The sequence below is a fragment of the Paenibacillus sp. V4I3 genome (genome assembly GCF_030817215.1).
Classification (GTDB): Bacteria; Bacillota; Bacilli; order Paenibacillales; family NBRC-103111; genus Paenibacillus_E.
The window spans coordinates 2,052,553-2,068,422 of sequence record NZ_JAUSZA010000001.1 but is presented as its reverse complement, the minus strand read 5'-3'; the positions used below and the strand labels follow the sequence as shown (position 1 = coordinate 2,068,422).

Sequence of the window (15,870 nt, the reverse complement as noted above, 5' to 3'; positions counted from 1 at the left end):
ATTGTATACATACCTTTTTGCATGTTAGTTAGACATTGTATTCTTTCGTAATTTCTCTTTAAGCCAATGGACATCGGCACGCGTTAGAAATGGCTGTGGAAGAGGTACCTTTAACGTGATAGGGTAGTTACTTAAAATAAAGATGAGACGGATCACTGAGGAAATGAGCATGGCATAACCCGCACCGATGAGGCCGAATTTGGGAACTAGGACGAATAATAGCGGAATCGTGAGCCCTTGTCCGATCACCTGCAGCAGCGAAACCATGACAGGACGTCCTAGTGCCATAAAGGCTTGCGCTAGCACCAAAATCCCCCCTGCAAGTACGACTTCAGCAAGTAACAGTCGAAACACAGCCAATCCGCCTTCATATTGCTTTCCATAGAGGAGAATAAGTAGGTATGGAGCGATTAGCATAACCGCAAGCGCTGCGATCACTGTAACGAAGCTGCTGATTCGAAACACGCGAAGGGTCAATTGGATGGCATCCTCTTTGGCAAGTCCCGCTGCCTTGGGAAAAAGCACAGTAACGAGTGAGCTTTGCAGGATCCCAATCATGCGTGCCAGACTCAAAGAAACAACATAAAGACCAAGGTCTGACGGGGATAACAAGCCTACAATGATGACCTGATCCATATACATGGACAATGTGCCCATGACATCGATGCCATACGAACTCAGTCCATAGTGAAACAGTTTGCGAAACGAGAGGATGAATTCCATTGTTTGATTGCCGTAAATCCGTAAAAAACGAATCATTAACCAGATTGTCAATGGGAAAACCGGCAGCATATATGCAAGCGACGAAGCAAAGGCCGTCATCTGATTCGTCAATACCAAGATCAAAAGCAGAAGCAAGGTCACCATTTGCGGAACGGATCGTAGGCGATCATATAACTGAAACTCTCCTCTCGCTTGGAGAGCTGACTGATTCATTAGGGTTATAAGCGCCAAGGGTGACAATAGCATAGACCATTGTGCAAATCGAACAACCTGCGAAGAGTAGGTGTCCAACCATATCGGGATGAAGGTCATACCGATAGCTAGTGCGATCAACCCTAGAACCAGACTTTGCAGCAAGGCCGTTACATAAAACTCTCCCTCTTTCTCCGGATATTTCTTCATATGATAGAGAAGCGCAGAAGGCAATCCGAACGTCAGCATGGCAGCCAAAAAGCCAGGCCATAATATCATAACAAATTGATCACCGCGTCCACCCGGCCCTAAAAACCTGGCACAGACAACACCAGTCGCCATATTAATAAGTAAAATAAGCATGCTAGTTGCAACCGTCTTGAGAGAGCTTGCTAGGCTATCTTTTCGTTTAAGGAAATGGGAGACCGATCCGTATAAGGCTGTTTTTCCAATCATTTCAAATCACCATCACTCTCCTGGTAAGTCCCCACAAGACCAGCCCCTACCAAAAACCAAAGAATAACACCATTTAGACCAGTAAAGGCATTTGAAAAAATAAGACTAACAAACGCCCCAGCTAATACAGCTAGTGTTAAGCGAGGACCATTCATGGGGATACTTTTGCTTTTCATAGCAACAATAGCTCGCTTAGCAACCAACCAGACACCTCTGAAGAAAAAGAATCCGAAGACGATGCCGAAGGTTAAGAAAATCGCCCAAAACCCATTGTCGAAATCCCCAAACGTGCCTAATGCCCCCCCATTCTCCAGCTTAGTCCCTACACCGATACTCCCTAGTCCAGATCCGAGAGGATTCTGTAGAAGGGTAGGAATAAGGTTCATAGAAAATGCTAGGCGCTCATTAAAGGATTGATCCTCTGAAGCAGAGCCTAGACTTTGGAAACGGCCCATAATGGCTTCGGCTCCCGGCAGTCTTGAAAGAACGACATACATAACGACGCCAAAGGCGAGTAGACTCAGGATAGAGCGTAATTTATGCCGTGAGTTGTTCGTCAGCATATAGGTAGCAAGTATAATCACCAGGGTGATCCACGACGCTCTCACCATTGTTAGGGCTAAGCATATGGCAACTAGCGCAACACCTAACCACCCCAAGAAACCGCGCCATCTCTGTTCCAGCAGCATCGGTGCCAGAGCGCCTGACAAGAATAATCCAGCAGGTCCTGGAGAATTCAAAGTGGAGAATACCCGAATGCTTAGCGGTTCAGGTCGACCGATTGAATTCATTTCCACATGGTTCATCCAGAATACATCCCACGGAGGTGCAACTAAGTATTGAATGAGACCATATAAAGCAACAATAACGGCAATATTCGCATATGCCGATAACCACCTATCTCGTTCTTTTTGCCCCAGTTTCGACGTGTAGATATAGGGGATAATTAGCAATGGAATGATGTAGCCGGCTAAATCAAACAAGGAAGCAACACCATTTTTCACAAAACCGATACTTAGTCCATATCCACACGTAATGGCAAACCAAAATATCGTCGTTTGAACCGGCTTTGGCAGTTCGTGAATCTTACGAATGATCGGTATTAACATCATCATACTGACAAGTAATGGCGCTATACTCAGTAGAGAAATCGAAGTGTAGCCCCCTGTCAGCCAGTCAAACAAGCGGCGAACTTCCGGTAAGAACGCCCACGTTGCGATAATAGATGGTAACAGCCAAGACGATGACGAGAGAGCAAGAAGAAAGGAGGGCAAGAGGACTGCCAAGAGTAAACTGACTTGAACCACAGTTTCAAAAGGAATCCAGACGCTACCCATACCAATCAACAGCGCAACACTCATCATAAAGCAAAAGAGGAAGAAGGCACTTATTCGCTTATTGATTCTGTTCCCAAACACGTTTATTGACAACATAGATCCTCCGGAGAGCTGTTATTTGAAGAGCATTTACCCATAGCTAATCGTATAGTTTAATATCGATCCTACGATATTTGCCTTCACGAACTTCAGCTTATCGACTGCTTTCTTCGCTAACTGCCGTTTGATTTTTCCATTGCGAATGACAAGTATAACGCCATCACTGCCTGCAGCAATAATTTGCGTGTCTGTGACCGTTAACACCGGTGGAGAATCAATGAAAATCAGATCGAAATGTGTCTTGAGCTCGTGTAACAAATTACTCATCCCATTGGTTAACAGCTCGGAAGAGTATAATGGAATGGGGCCGGAAGGCAGCAGATATAGGTTTGGAATCATCGTTTCTTTAATCGACTGCTTCAGCAAAGCGGAGTTCTCTAATGCTTGTACGAGACCCAACTCGTTTGTATTTGAGAAGATATGATGAAGGGCTGGCTTACGAAGGTCTGCATCAATCATCAATACTTTTTTCCCAACATGCGCGTAAGCCACAGCCAAATTGCTCAGAACAGTGGATTTCCCTTCTCCTGCTGTCGCCGAGGTAACCAATACCGTTTTACAGGCTCCATCCAATGTCGAATACGTTAAATTGGTTCGAATATCACGATAATTTTCCGATATGTAGGAGCTTGGATTCACATGAGTGATGAGATGGAAACTATGATTTTGCCGCAGCATAGGACGCCTCGCCTCCTTTCACTTGTTTAGAAGCCGGAGTTCCCTGCTTATTCATATCCCTACGCTTCACTTCGGATACTGAACCGAGAGTAACTATTCCAAGGTAACTCGTGATATCCTCTTCTGATTTAATCGTATCATCTAAGAATTCAATCATAATGACCATACCAACTGCAATCAGTAGGGATATCATCAAGCTGCCGAGCAAATTACGTTTCAAATTCGGTGATACCGGGATAGGATCTACAAATTGCTCTTGTGCTTCATTTAAGATAGTAACGTTATCCACATTCATGATTGTCAGGATTTTGGAGCGAAACATGTCTGCCACTGCATTGACAACCGCAGCCGCATGTTCGTAATCTTTGTCCCTCATACTAATCGTCATGACTTGTGTTTCCTTGATCGAGCTGACGTTTACTTCCTCGTTAAGCTCTTTCACTGTTAAATTCAAATTCGGATGCTTCTTGATGACTTCGTCCATCACCGCACGCGATTTCAATATTTGCTTGTAGGTCTCGATGAGTTGGATATTCGTACGTATAGAATCAAAATTAAGCTGTTCGGAGCCAGCATATTGTGAAGCTTTATTTACAATCAGTTCTGCAGATGCTTGATAAACCGGCTTAATCACATACTTACTTATAAAGGCTGTCGTTAAGCAGGATATCAAAACAAACAGGATAATAACCCACAGGCGGCGTTTGATCACACTTATGTACTGTTTGGCTTCCATTCGTTTCTCCCATTCTAATCATTTTTGTGATACGATATGTATCTTGTAACCTTAATCTACAATACAATTTGTATCTTGTCAACGTATCATTTCTCTATTTTTTTGTTCAAAATGTATTGCACGGCTTCCCCTGGTCCAAGTTCTACCCGGAGGTCCAAATCCGGCCCCGCCCATACTTCCTGCACGTTCGTTTTGGCTAATCCGAACGTCTTCCCTGCACCTATTCGCTCCCCTTCATAGGTCCCCTTCTCAGGCATCGTGACGCGCACATACATCGTTTGGGTCGACGTTTCGAAATTCACAAAATTGAGCAAAGTTTTATTGGTTGCTCCTTTAGCAGGAAGGAGCGGCAGAGTAGCTGTGTTTACGGCACGAAAATACACCTTCTTATTCGCGATTGACGACGCATTCAAGTAGTCATAAGACAGCGGTGCGCCATGCGTCGCATACGCCAATGCTAGTCGTCGATACGTTTTCAATCGCGAATTCTCTTGGTTAATTCCAGGATAGGCCGCCGTATCAACCGGATCATGCGTCGACCAATTAAAGTTATCTTGGAAGAGTCCGTACTCAGGAAAGAACGCAGCATGCTGTAAAAAAACATCAGCAAACCCAATGTGTGCTCGCATAATTCGATCAAACACGGATGCATGTGGCTGACTGGAGCCGTAGTCAGGATTATCCGTGTGTGAATCATTTGCTCCCATCTCCGTGACAAGCATTTGCTTAGCAAGTCCCTCATGTTCGTCATTCAGAATCTTTAAGGTTTCCTTAAAGCTGCCTCCCTCATCGTCGGCATACGAGAGTCCGTAGCTGTGTCCGTTAGTAAGTTGAGTTTTCTGCTCAATCTCCATCCGCTGGTGAGCGTCCCGTTCCCAGCCATCCGGCTGTCCGCCTGTTGGCCAATAGGCCCAACCAGGAGATATCGTCAAGACATGCTTCGGTTTAATGGAATTTACATAATCCGCTATGGCTAAATTGACTGCTTTGGAGCGGTTAAACAAACCGGGCTCATTATCCACTTCATAGTAGTTTATATACGAGCCATATTTTCGGAAAAATTGATCGATATTTCGTTTGATATCATCCGGAAGCGTTTGATTGGCGGTAAGCTTAAATGCTGTATTTTGATAATCGGCCACGATACGCATGTTGTAATCCTTCAAGGTTTGCATATACGTTAACCCCGACTCCTGCCACTGATGAGGCTCCACATCACTCCAAAAGGCTGTACGCATGACATTCCCGCTGTAGGCTATACCCAGCCACTTCAAGACCGTTGGCAAATGTCGAATCGCGTTGACTGTATAACCGAAGTCTCCTTCGGTTACCATCGTGCCCATCTGCACATACCGGCCATGAAGCGGCTCCTTAGCAGGCTCTTCCAGTGCCGCAAGCTTCAAGTAATCCCATTCCCACCAAAGGGAGGAATCTTCTGCTTCCGAGCACCACATACAACGCACCGCCGAAAGCTGCAGCACATTCAATCCTGTGCGCAAAAATTCCTTAGGGATGTACACCTGATAGCTTTCTTTGTAAGTTTTAGAAAGAGAGGTTTTTCCCACACCGGCGATCTGCAGCATACCCACCATCGTATTATTGGACCATACGGCCATTTGCGGCACAGCTTTGTCAGCTTGAATGATCTTAAAGCTTAGCTCTGCCCCATACTTCGGAATAGATGCAAGCTTGAACTCCAGCCTTATATTGGGATTAACATCGCGCTTCATACCCTTAGGTATAGCTTTCCAATTACTTTGCTTACTCCAGTTGGAAGGTACAGCAACCACGGAGGTTTGCTGCTTCGGATACGAGCTAAACTCATTTGAAGAATTATCGTCAAGCCCCAGATTCCAAATAACCTCATTCTTCTCCGCTGCTTTCCCATGGATTTTCTTTTCATGCTCATGGAATATGAACCAAGCCACAGGTACCATCAATATGCTTATCATCCAAACCCATTTAACCCGATTTCGCACAATAAATCTCCTTTTCCGATTAACTAATACCCGTTTATCTATAAAAAGAATGGGCAAACCACCCTATACAACGTGTGCAAGGGTATTTAAATTAGAGAGGCCCCTCTAGAGGACGCTAATGAGCGGTAATCAAGAAGGGCTCCCTTTATTGTCTTTGATGGTCAAACTGTTAGAATAGCCCCTTCGGTTTAGCAAGAAATATCAATGTACTGCTTGTCTGGAGCATTCTCAAAGAAATAAGTGTAACTTTGGATGGCTTGGCAAAGATCAGGTTGTGGATCCATATAGGATTTCAGGACATATCTCCCAATTTCTTTGCCTCCGCACCAAGCTGCTTCATACAAGTACCCCTGTTCGACAGCTTGTTTGCCTGTAATAATGCCCTCTGCCATAAAGGGTAGTCCTTTCAGCAGCAGTTCGAAGCTCCAAATGATGTCTTCACGAATAGGAATACTTAAGGAAGAAAGAAAACTCAGCCCCTTGGTATGGATTTCAGACAGTGTTACAGGCGTATGTTTAGATGTCATTCTCTGCTTTTTCATTTGGACAATCTTAATAAAACTATAGCTGGGCTGCTCCTCATCGAGATCGAACTTCCGTTTCATCCTAACGTTATCACCCATTTTTTCAACTTCCTTTGCGTAAAATTGAAGGAAAACCTTCTAAAAAATACATTATGTATCAAGAAAATCAAAGGAAGTCGACATTTTTCGTTTTCATATCTAGTAAAACACTGGTATAATAGGTCTAACATTGCGGTAATAATACTACTAATCATCAGGAAATGTGAGGAACTAGAAAATGACGACATACGGGGACAGAATTGCCCTTCTGCGGGAAAAGCATGCACTTACCCAGGAAGATCTAGCCAATAAGCTGGGCATTTCAAGAGCCGCGCTATCACACTATGAGACTTCTCGTAGAGAGCCGGATTACACAACTATCAATAAAATCGCTTCGTTTTTTCATGTATCTATAGACTATTTGCTTGGAAGAACGAATCAATCTGATCGTATTCTTGATGAAGAAGTGAGAGATTTCGTAGATAACCTAGAGCTTTCAGATGAAAAGATTATGGAGAAATTTGCTTTAACTGTTGATGGAAAAAAGTTGTCTCCGGATGAAGCAAGACGCTTTATTGCCTTTGTGCGGGCTGAACGTTCCCTTGATTAGAGTAGGGTTCCTTCTCGGAATCACGTTCGCCCCACAGCATAAATAAATGTAGATCCAACCCTGTTTGCCTTAGCACATCCATAATATCAAGCTTGGTTTGTCCCTTTTTCTCCATAATCGATCCTCTTCCTAGGTCATGTAATCTTTTCTACCATGATCTTTTTCCTATACACCTAATTTAAGATACATTTCGTATCATGTCAAGCATGCTTTTTATTCATTGCTGGCTGCTGGCCGATTTCCATCTGATTTTCGGTTTGAACACCAATGTAGCGCAGTGTAACCGATGGAGCCGAATGATTAAACAGATCACGAAGGACAGATATATTTTTCGTTTTTTGATAATAGTGATATCCGAACGTTTTTCTTAAGGTATGTGTGCCAATATCATGAAGACCAATTTGCTTAGCCGCTTCATTCAGAATGCGATAAACTCGGATCCGCTTAATGGGTTTGCCTGTACGTTGGGATGGAAACACAAAATCGTTATCATCCATGAATTTCACATACTCCAAGATGGACTCACCCAGTTTGGCGTGTATCATGAATGTTTTCTCTTTACCCGTCTTTTCTTCTCTAATCATAACTTTATTCTTGCCCTTCAGATCCTGAACCCTCAAGGTTAGCAAATCACTTAAATGCAACCCTGAATTAATGCCAATTGTAAATAAGAGCCAGTCTCTATGCGACTGCCTAATTAATATCTCTTGCATTTGTTCAATCTTTTCTTGCTCACGAATAGGTTGTACAACTTGCATGCAACAACGCTCCTTTTTAGGTTATATTTTATGTATGATACAAAATGTATCTTAATTCACATGGGTCGACATACAAACTAATTACCGCCTTTATCCTTTAAAAAAGTCTCACTTAACTCCCTTACCATTACCGTATCGGGAATCCAATAATATAAAGGCATTTTCACAAGAGGATCCATTAGGGTCTCACTATGTCCAGGGATTTGCCCAGTCCTAAAATCATCTGCCTTCAACCCTTTGAACAACCAAGCCATGCTAATGAGGTCTTCGTCCTTAAAATTCGTATCCAAGATATCCTTCTTTACTTTCATTAATAAATTGGCTATGTCTCCGATATGTTCAGGCTTTAATAATTCTTGTGCGACATTTTTCAAAATTTGCGATTGTTCGCTTTGACGCCCAAAATCTCCATCCGCGAAGGCATATCGTTCTCTAGCCAAGCTGAGTGCAAGTTTTCCGTCGATATGCTGAATCCCTTTGGTCAAAGTCTTTTTCGCGTGGAATAAATAGATATCATTGGCGATTTCAACATCCACCCCGCCAACCGTATCGATAAAACTCTCGAATCCTTTAAAGTTCGTCTTCATGTAATAATTTATCGGTACGTCCAAAAAATTACTTACAGTTTGAAGAGCCATCTTCGTTCCCTCTTCATTTCCTCCCTTCGATTCACCAATAATATGAGCATGGTTAATCTTGGTATACCCAACTCCCTCGATGTTGACACGTGTGTCTCTAGGTATAGTTAAAATATTTACTTTGCGTTCCGACGGAACAATATGCATGACCATCATTACATCGGATCTGGAACTCTCATCCTCTCTGGCATCAATGCCTAGAATTAATAAGTTAAATGTCTTGATGCTCTTCGTCTGTTCAGGTGCTGATTGAGCTTTCTCTGGAGCTTTTTCCAACGCATGGACTGGCGTGACTGGCGTTTCCGTTTCCACAATGACTGTTCCGACAGGTTGGCTTAACACGGGTACATCCATTTGCTGAAAGTGACGATTAGGCTCATACTTCCAGTAAAGAAAACCTCCTAAACCGACGAATGCGAAAAAGGTAAAACCTGCTGTGTATACGCCCCAACGCTTCATGGGAACACATCCTTATTTTCTTCAGTTCCTACGATACATATCGTATCATTACATGTATACAAAAACAAGTGTTTTATAAAATTCCTATAAACGAAAGTGCTGAAAAAGTAAAAAGAGAGCACTCGTGTTTGCGAACAATGTAAGCCCTTTCCTTGAGAGCGAGAATTACCAAATCTTCAATTTTAGCTAATTTCAAAATATACTAAATTTTGATTATATACGACAAATTTATTTGCATCAGTGGGATTTCCCCTATTTTAATAGAAAGTATAGGAAAAGAACCTACCCGCTATAAGTCATTACACACCGTGACATCCGTCTACCCTCCTACATATAGTAAGTATCGACTATTCCGCTTTTACCTAAGGAGGAAATAACACTCATGACTTCAAGCAAAAAACAAGAGCTTCGCGATTTGGATTTGGATACTGAATTAGTGCCACAACAACCCGAACTTGAACAGTCCTATACCTCTTCATATCCACAATCTATGCCTTACCCTTATGGCTATCCTGTTCCTCAACCTTACGGTTGGGTACCTGCATATGATCCACGCAACTTAGGTGGCTTAGGCGGCATGTTCGGACTTCCCGGTTTTCCGGGAGGTGGCTTCCCGGGGGGTGGTTTTCCTGGAGGCGGTATGTCACCTGGATTCCCGCAACCGGGATTCCCACAACCCGGCTTTCCACAACAGCCGGGATTCCCGGGACCAGGCTTTCCCGGACCTGGAGGACCTGGAGGACCAGGAGGACCCTCCTTTCCTGGCGGACCGCAAGGCGGCGGACAGCAAGCTCCCACATCTGCACCTCCAGCCTACACGCCGCAAAAACCAGTTAAATCCCCAGGCGTTTATGCGGTAGACCCAGGAGGTATTTCGCGCTGCTTGTTTAGATTCACCTATGTATGGCTCAGCAACGGTCAGCAGTTCTGGTATTATCCTATTTTTGTAGGTTCCACTTCCATCGCAGGTTTCCGCTGGACTGGTTTCTCTTGGATGTATTTCGGCATTGATTTACGTTTTATTGATTCGTTTACTTGTTAAATTAAAAAAAGGCAGGAATTCACATTCAGGTGAATTTCTGCCTTCTTTTTTTAATTAATCAAAGTTGCGGTTAGAACTCCTTTGTTCGTTACCCCAATTGTATATTTTTTTCCATTTGGTGCAGTAACGATAAGACTTGTTGGAGAAATTGTGTTCCACGTCGTCCCCCAATCGGCGGAGACCTGCAAGTTGCCGGCACCGCTTTCCTGAAGCAGTGTGCTGCCCAACTGCAGAGTATTGTGGTTATTTGCACGGAAAATGGATTGCCCCATTTCGATACGCGATTGCTTCAAAATCGAAGAACCGACATAAGCTGTTCCCGCTATTGTTGCGTCGATCCACCCATTCAATTCAAGAATCGAACAGTCGTCATATTGTCCGGCAACTGAAAGCAGTTGTGAGCCACTCCATTGTCCACGAATTTGCTGGTTCATTAACGTGACTTTTGACTGCTTAGCATTCGTCATTTTCATAAAACCAATGGCAGGAGCGTCATAAGGTTGGATGCCACAAGAATTAATACTCAAACTTATTTGATCGAATCCTCGGACAGCCCAACAATAACGAAGCCCTTCAAAGTCGACACCTTGGACAAATACATTTGCCACACCGCCCATTGTGCCTGAAATGTAATCCTTACCCAAGGTCATTACACCGCGATTATCATTTACCGTTGTCCCCGAATTTTGGTTATTTGAGAACTGACCGCCGATAAACTGGAAGCCCCCACTATCATTTGCAATTTGGACAGCAGCAACTTCCCCATACAACCAACTGTTGATGAACAGCAGATCGTTTCCGCTTTGAGTTCCTGTGCGTAAATTAATTCCAACATTAACTCCGTATCCTGTGCGCAGGTTGTTCGTCATCGATCCAAAGCAATTATTGACGAAGTCGAACCCAATATCATAATTGTCAACCGTCACGTTGCTTATCTCGAATTGGCGCATCTCGTCAATCTTGACACCTGCTTTAAAGCCAGATGGCCTTGCCGTTGGACCCTTGACAGCTAGATCCCGTAAGTTCCCGCTGCTTGAAAATGCACTGTTTTTGCCTATTACGATTGCATCGTAAGCAGAAGAATCAGGCTTAATGACCGTTTCCGTGCCACCCGCTCCCCTAATCATAACATTGTTTCCGCTAGCTATTATTGATGCCGTCGTTCGATAGGTTCCAGGTGGTATATACAGCTCAACACCGCTAGTAACAGCTTGTGTCAACGAATTATTTAAGGCGCTTGTGCTATCAAAGTTCGGTGTAACTTCTATAGGCGTCGCCCCATAGTCCGCTGCATTTATCATGATTAGGCTATCCCCCTTTGAGGTTGTAACGCTGATTGAAGCGCTATTTAACGATTGATTCCCCGCAGCATCTTTAGCTCTTACACTAAAGCTGTAGGCCGTTCCTGCAACTAATCCCGTCACAGTGAAGCTGGGTATTGTCGTTGAACCGACTATCGTGTTACCGTTATATATGTCGTAACCAGTAACACCGACATTATCTGTTGAGGCCGTCCAAGAAAGACTAACCGAGGTAGATGTTTTTGATTTGACAATTAAATTAGTCGGTGTTGAAGGAGCTTGCGTATCAGCACCCGCTGATGATAAGATTGCCATCCCCGTCAACCCGGGATCACCTGTCACCCGGCGAACATCCATATTCAATATGCCATCCGTCACCGTAACACTATAAGGTCCGTATTTTGCCCAACTGTTTAAACTAAGTCCACCGATCGGAGCTGTTGTAACCTGTACACCCTCTAAAAAAACATGGAAGGAACGAGAATTGGCTTGATAATTCTCAAGTGACCAAAGATATACTTGGTAACTGCCGTTTGGCAGCGGTTGGGTTACCGTAAAATCGCTTGCTGACGCGTATATATTAGAATTGAGCATAGTGCTTGTAGCACTGTCTACAGCTGGAACAGGTGTAATGGCCGGTGAATTTATATACGTTTTTACATTAGCCGAATACGTAATAAGGGAATTATTTCCTGCTAACCAGTTTTGGCCCTCTATCGTGACAGCAGGCCCTCCGAAATTAATACCTCTTACAAAGTTAGTGTTTATCGAATCTGTTGTCACAATCAAAGATGTGCTAAATGCGGAAAAGTTCCCAGCAGCATCTTTGGCTCTTACTTTAAATCGGTACGACGTATTTGCTGTTAACCCATTCACACTGAAGTTTGTCGCTGTTGTTGTACCAGCTAATAGGGTGTCATTGGTATAAACCTCATAACCCGTTACCCCCATATTATCTGTAGATGCCGTCCAAGTTAGGGATGCCGAAGTCGCTGTTTTGGATGGGGAGGTCAAGTTCGTTGGAGTTGATGGTGGTTGCGTATCTGGAGTCGGCGGAGGTGTAGTGGTAATATGAACCTCGCTTCGATTCAGCGTTCTGCTGACGGAAGTCGTGAATAAGGCGTCCCGCTGAGCTTGCGTATTGTAATCGTATAAATAGTTCCCCCATTCCATGAACCATGCCCATTTCGGTTGTGTATTAAATATAGTGATTGGGAACAATTGTCCTATTTCAGCAACTGCGATCGGCTTTCCGCCAGAAATGGCTTCTAATCCATCATAATATTCCTGCTTAAACGGTTCGTCTCCAAACATATACAAATCTGTCCCCAGTACGTCACACTTACTAGTTCCCACAAAATGAGTGGTGTAAGGATTAATATCCGGACTCTTAGGAGCGTTGGCATTCCACACCCAAATGATATTATTCAGTCCATGAAAATTCGTAAAACGGTTATACATAATATCCCATAGGAGCGTATAGTTCATCTTCTTGCCCCACCAAAACCAACCACCGTTCATTTCATGATAGGGGCGCCATAATACAGGCACATTGGCATCTCTGAGCTGTTTCAAAAATCCAGCAACCTTATCATATTCCGAGATAAGCCAGTTGTACTCCGCCGTACCGGGCGTGCATATTCGGTTGAACTCTGCATCCGTCGTACTCCTTTGTACATTTGACCAAGAATAAGAAGTGAGCGGGTAGTTTTGATGCCACATCATTGTCACAATGCCACCATTCTGAAAATAGGCCTTCGCTGAATTTGTAACATTCTGTCTTTGTGCAGCAATCACCGCATCCGATTGGTCAGCAATGGGTCCCATTTCATAGCCGGAGACCCCCGGATAATCGCCATATAGATTATAGATCTGATTCACATAACCATCGGGATCCTCCAGCCAATTATGGATCCCTGTCAATGTTTGATAACCTGAAATGGTGTATAAATAATTCAAGACATCAATTGTCTTTTGGCTTGCATTTGTGTTAATAGGATTAATCATTTTCTCACCCCTTCTGGAATATGATAAGATCGCTTACTTTTATATGAATCAATCACATTTTAATTCCGCCACATTCATATACTATGCACGCAAAACGTTAATTGATCATGCAAAACGCCAAAAATCGTTAGAAAACTAATAAAATCCCTCTAGTAGTTGAGAGATTCACTCACTCTTTACTAGAAGGATTAGCTAGGATTAGTTCTGGATCTACATTCCTGCCAAGACAGCCTTAACCTGCTCTCCTGGTTTAACAAACATAAAATTTGAGAGGCTTCCATCCATACAACAATATCAAGCTCTGCAAGCTGCTCATAGGTAGCGACTAGCTTGTCGTGCTTCGGATTTTTCAAGCTATGGCTACTACTACTTTTCATCATTCGGGTCTTGAACCCTAAAGATACGAGCGCACCAAAAAAAGAGAAGAATTCCTGTTTAAGGAGTCTTCTCTTGGGTCTTTAACTCATCCCTATTGTCGTTATTCTACTTGATTCATTCGTTCGATTGGAAAGTGTTAAAGCCTGCTGCAGTAGCATCGCAAGCAGCTTCCGCATCGAGCCAATACCAATTTTACTCATAATATTAGCCAGATGTATTTTCACAGTCTTCTCACTGATGTAACAACTTTCAGCTATCTCACGGTTAGTGTATCCATGGGTAACAAGTAGTGAAAGAATTTCCGATTCACGCTGTGTAAGGCCGTAATTCGCAAAAAACTGATGAAAAACCAGCTCCGGTTCCTTGGTTAGCTCCACATTTACGTAACTTTCATGTTCCGTAATCAACCTATTTGTCATCCGATAACTTCCTTTATATATGTCTAATTGGTTGTCAAACGATCTCTCATATAACAACTTCCTTTATATGGATATGTCTTTCCCGACTTAAGTCTAGAAATGACTCCTCAATCTTTACAAGCGGGTTCGTATCATCCGTAGGGTTAATATAAACGACCTCTCCAGAGCGGCCATCGGTTAGCTTCACTGTTCTGCCGATCAAATTATTAATCATATTGGTAAGAAACACAGACACAATGTGGGGGTCCAATTCCCCGAAAAACCCTTTCCTCATCCGACTTACGACCTCGTAAAAGGGCATCATTTCGTGATAAGGCCTCTTCGATGACATCGCGTGAAAGACATCGGCAACAGCAACAATTCGACTCATTCGATCCAACTGGCTATCCTTTAATTGCAATGGGTATCCAGTACCATCTGCCCGCTCATGATGCTGTAGGGCAACTAGGGCTACTCTGTAGTTAATCCCTACCGTTTCCTTAAGCATGTTATAGCCTAGAATCGTATGCCGCTTTATTTCGTCGTACTCTTCAGAGGTTAATCTCCCCGGCTTCATTAGAATTTCTTGCGAAATCTTGATCTTACCAACATCATGCATCGTAGCTGCCAGTGATAATAACGTCACTTCATTGTCAGCCAAATTTAACCATTTGCCAATCAGCGTTGAAAGTATGCCTACACCAATATTGTGCTGATGCGTATACTCATCTTTCGCTTTGACAGCTTGAAATAATTGGAATAAATCGGGGTTCTCAGCAGCCTGCAGAATGATAGGAATCAAATCATTCTTGATTTCCAGCAGCGGAATTTTCTTCTGCGATTGAATACGCTCGAATAAGTCCTTGGCATATTGGGAAGCTTTTTGGACAAGGAGTTGGGAAGAATCTGGTGGGGATACAGAATCAAGTTTATACTCATGCATGGTTGTCGTAATGATACCCATAAAGTCAATGCGATGCTGTCGAAACAAATCCAAATGCTCTTGATTGAGAACCGATTGACTTGGTACTAAGACAAGTCCATGGCTTGTTGTCACATCGTATTTCAACATCTTACCCACTAGTTCTCTCAATAAAGCTCGCTCCAATTATTTCAAAATATAACCAATTTCAATTATATACGACAAATTTAGTACAATCTATGGGTCAGAATCCCATATTTTTTTGGAAGATGTAGGATAAATAACCTATTCCATTCTTCGAAATCATCAAAAGCGGGACTATTGGCCTGCTTTTTTATGTTCAACTGACGCCATATCCACACCGTGACATCCGTCTACTCTGCTGCATATAGTAAGTATCGACTAATCCGCTTCTACCTAAGGAGGAAATTACGCAATGGCTTCAGACAACAAACAAGAGCTTCGTGAATTGGAAACTGAATTATTACAGCCTGAAACTACGGAACAGTCCTATCCTGCTTCATATCCGCAAGCTGTTCCTTATCCGTATGGCTATCCTGTACCGCAAGCTTACGCATGGGTGCCTGCTTACGA

At 43.2% G+C, this 15,870-nt stretch carries 13 protein-coding genes; 2 read left to right on the top strand and 11 right to left on the bottom strand.

Translation table 11 applies throughout. The features are described from left to right. Positions 1–24 precede the first annotated feature (24 nt). The 6 genes from QFZ77_RS09610 to QFZ77_RS09585 form a co-directional block, all read right to left on the bottom strand. Positions 25–1,371 carry a lipopolysaccharide biosynthesis protein gene (locus QFZ77_RS09610; RefSeq protein WP_307438859.1) on the bottom strand — a complete coding sequence of 449 codons (1,347 nt, stop codon included), beginning with the start codon at positions 1,369–1,371 and terminating at the stop codon, positions 25–27. Beyond that, a complete protein-coding gene (locus tag QFZ77_RS09605; RefSeq protein ID WP_307438858.1) occupies positions 1,368–2,804 on the bottom strand; it encodes an O-antigen ligase family protein in 1,437 nt (478 codons plus the stop codon). Before QFZ77_RS09605 ends, QFZ77_RS09610 begins: the two co-directional genes overlap by 4 nt. 33 nt (positions 2,805–2,837) lie before the next feature. Continuing rightward, positions 2,838–3,485, bottom strand: a complete 648-nt coding sequence (locus QFZ77_RS09600) for a CpsD/CapB family tyrosine-protein kinase (RefSeq protein WP_307438856.1) — start codon at positions 3,483–3,485, stop codon at positions 2,838–2,840. After that, positions 3,466–4,221 (bottom strand): YveK family protein, encoded by a 756-nt coding sequence (locus QFZ77_RS09595; RefSeq protein WP_307438854.1) that lies wholly within the window; start codon positions 4,219–4,221, stop codon positions 3,466–3,468. Before QFZ77_RS09595 ends, QFZ77_RS09600 begins: the two co-directional genes overlap by 20 nt. Before the next feature lie 86 nt (positions 4,222–4,307). After that, complete coding sequence (locus tag QFZ77_RS09590; protein WP_307438852.1) at positions 4,308–6,200, bottom strand: polysaccharide lyase family protein; 1,893 nt, start codon at positions 6,198–6,200, stop codon at positions 4,308–4,310. A 188-nt stretch (positions 6,201–6,388) separates the two neighbouring features. After that, the gene (locus QFZ77_RS09585) at positions 6,389–6,823 is read right to left on the bottom strand and encodes a hypothetical protein (protein ID WP_307438848.1); all 435 of its coding nucleotides are present in this window, start codon (positions 6,821–6,823) and stop codon (positions 6,389–6,391) included. A 178-nt stretch (positions 6,824–7,001) separates the two neighbouring features. Between QFZ77_RS09585 and QFZ77_RS09580 the strand changes: the two genes are divergently transcribed. Beyond that, on the top strand, positions 7,002–7,373 hold the full coding sequence (locus QFZ77_RS09580) for a helix-turn-helix domain-containing protein (RefSeq protein WP_307438846.1): 372 nt from the start codon (positions 7,002–7,004) through the stop codon (positions 7,371–7,373). 200 nt (positions 7,374–7,573) lie between these two features. Here the strand turns inward: QFZ77_RS09580 and QFZ77_RS09575 are convergent, their stop codons facing one another. Further along, positions 7,574–8,131 (bottom strand): site-specific integrase, encoded by a 558-nt coding sequence (locus tag QFZ77_RS09575; protein WP_307438845.1) that lies wholly within the window; start codon positions 8,129–8,131, stop codon positions 7,574–7,576. A gap of 77 nt (positions 8,132–8,208) precedes the next feature. Continuing rightward, positions 8,209–9,228, bottom strand: coding sequence for an LCP family protein (locus QFZ77_RS09570; RefSeq protein ID WP_307438843.1), 1,020 nt, complete (start codon positions 9,226–9,228; stop codon positions 8,209–8,211). A gap of 640 nt (positions 9,229–9,868) precedes the next feature. On the opposite strand from QFZ77_RS09570, the gene QFZ77_RS09565 reads away from it, so the two are divergent. Continuing rightward, a complete protein-coding gene (locus QFZ77_RS09565) occupies positions 9,869–10,270 on the top strand; it encodes a hypothetical protein (RefSeq protein ID WP_307449368.1) in 402 nt (133 codons plus the stop codon). A gap of 50 nt (positions 10,271–10,320) precedes the next feature. Here the strand turns inward: QFZ77_RS09565 and QFZ77_RS09560 are convergent, their stop codons facing one another. From QFZ77_RS09560 to QFZ77_RS09550, 3 genes are all read right to left on the bottom strand, one after another. Beyond that, on the bottom strand, positions 10,321–13,578 hold the full coding sequence (locus QFZ77_RS09560) for a glycosyl hydrolase (RefSeq protein ID WP_307438841.1): 3,258 nt from the start codon (positions 13,576–13,578) through the stop codon (positions 10,321–10,323). A 458-nt stretch (positions 13,579–14,036) separates the two neighbouring features. Further along, entirely contained in the window at positions 14,037–14,375 is a 339-nt protein-coding gene (locus tag QFZ77_RS09555; protein WP_029196382.1) for a response regulator transcription factor, read from the bottom strand. 46 nt (positions 14,376–14,421) lie between these two features. Further along, the gene (locus QFZ77_RS09550; protein WP_307438839.1) at positions 14,422–15,447 is read right to left on the bottom strand and encodes an HD-GYP domain-containing protein; all 1,026 of its coding nucleotides are present in this window, start codon (positions 15,445–15,447) and stop codon (positions 14,422–14,424) included. Positions 15,448–15,870: the final 423 nt, after the last annotated feature.

Excerpts from the sequence above, each read along its gene's own strand:
- QFZ77_RS09555 (WP_029196382.1), bottom strand. The coding sequence starts at position 14,375 with ATGACAAATAGGTTGATTACGGAACATGAAAGTTACGTAAATGTGGAG.
- QFZ77_RS09600 (WP_307438856.1), bottom strand. The coding sequence starts at position 3,485 with ATGCTGCGGCAAAATCATAGTTTCCATCTCATCACTCATGTGAATCCA.
- QFZ77_RS09570 (WP_307438843.1), bottom strand. The coding sequence starts at position 9,228 with ATGAAGCGTTGGGGCGTATACACAGCAGGTTTTACCTTTTTCGCATTC.
- QFZ77_RS09575 (WP_307438845.1), bottom strand. The coding sequence starts at position 8,131 with ATGCAAGTTGTACAACCTATTCGTGAGCAAGAAAAGATTGAACAAATG.
- QFZ77_RS09580 (WP_307438846.1), top strand. The coding sequence starts at position 7,002 with ATGACGACATACGGGGACAGAATTGCCCTTCTGCGGGAAAAGCATGCA.
- QFZ77_RS09605 (WP_307438858.1), bottom strand. The coding sequence starts at position 2,804 with ATGTTGTCAATAAACGTGTTTGGGAACAGAATCAATAAGCGAATAAGT.
- QFZ77_RS09560 (WP_307438841.1), bottom strand. The coding sequence starts at position 13,578 with ATGATTAATCCTATTAACACAAATGCAAGCCAAAAGACAATTGATGTC.
- QFZ77_RS09565 (WP_307449368.1), top strand. The coding sequence starts at position 9,869 with ATGTCACCTGGATTCCCGCAACCGGGATTCCCACAACCCGGCTTTCCA.
- QFZ77_RS09595 (WP_307438854.1), bottom strand. The coding sequence starts at position 4,221 with ATGGAAGCCAAACAGTACATAAGTGTGATCAAACGCCGCCTGTGGGTT.
- QFZ77_RS09610 (WP_307438859.1), bottom strand. The coding sequence starts at position 1,371 with ATGATTGGAAAAACAGCCTTATACGGATCGGTCTCCCATTTCCTTAAA.
- QFZ77_RS09585 (WP_307438848.1), bottom strand. The coding sequence starts at position 6,823 with ATGGGTGATAACGTTAGGATGAAACGGAAGTTCGATCTCGATGAGGAG.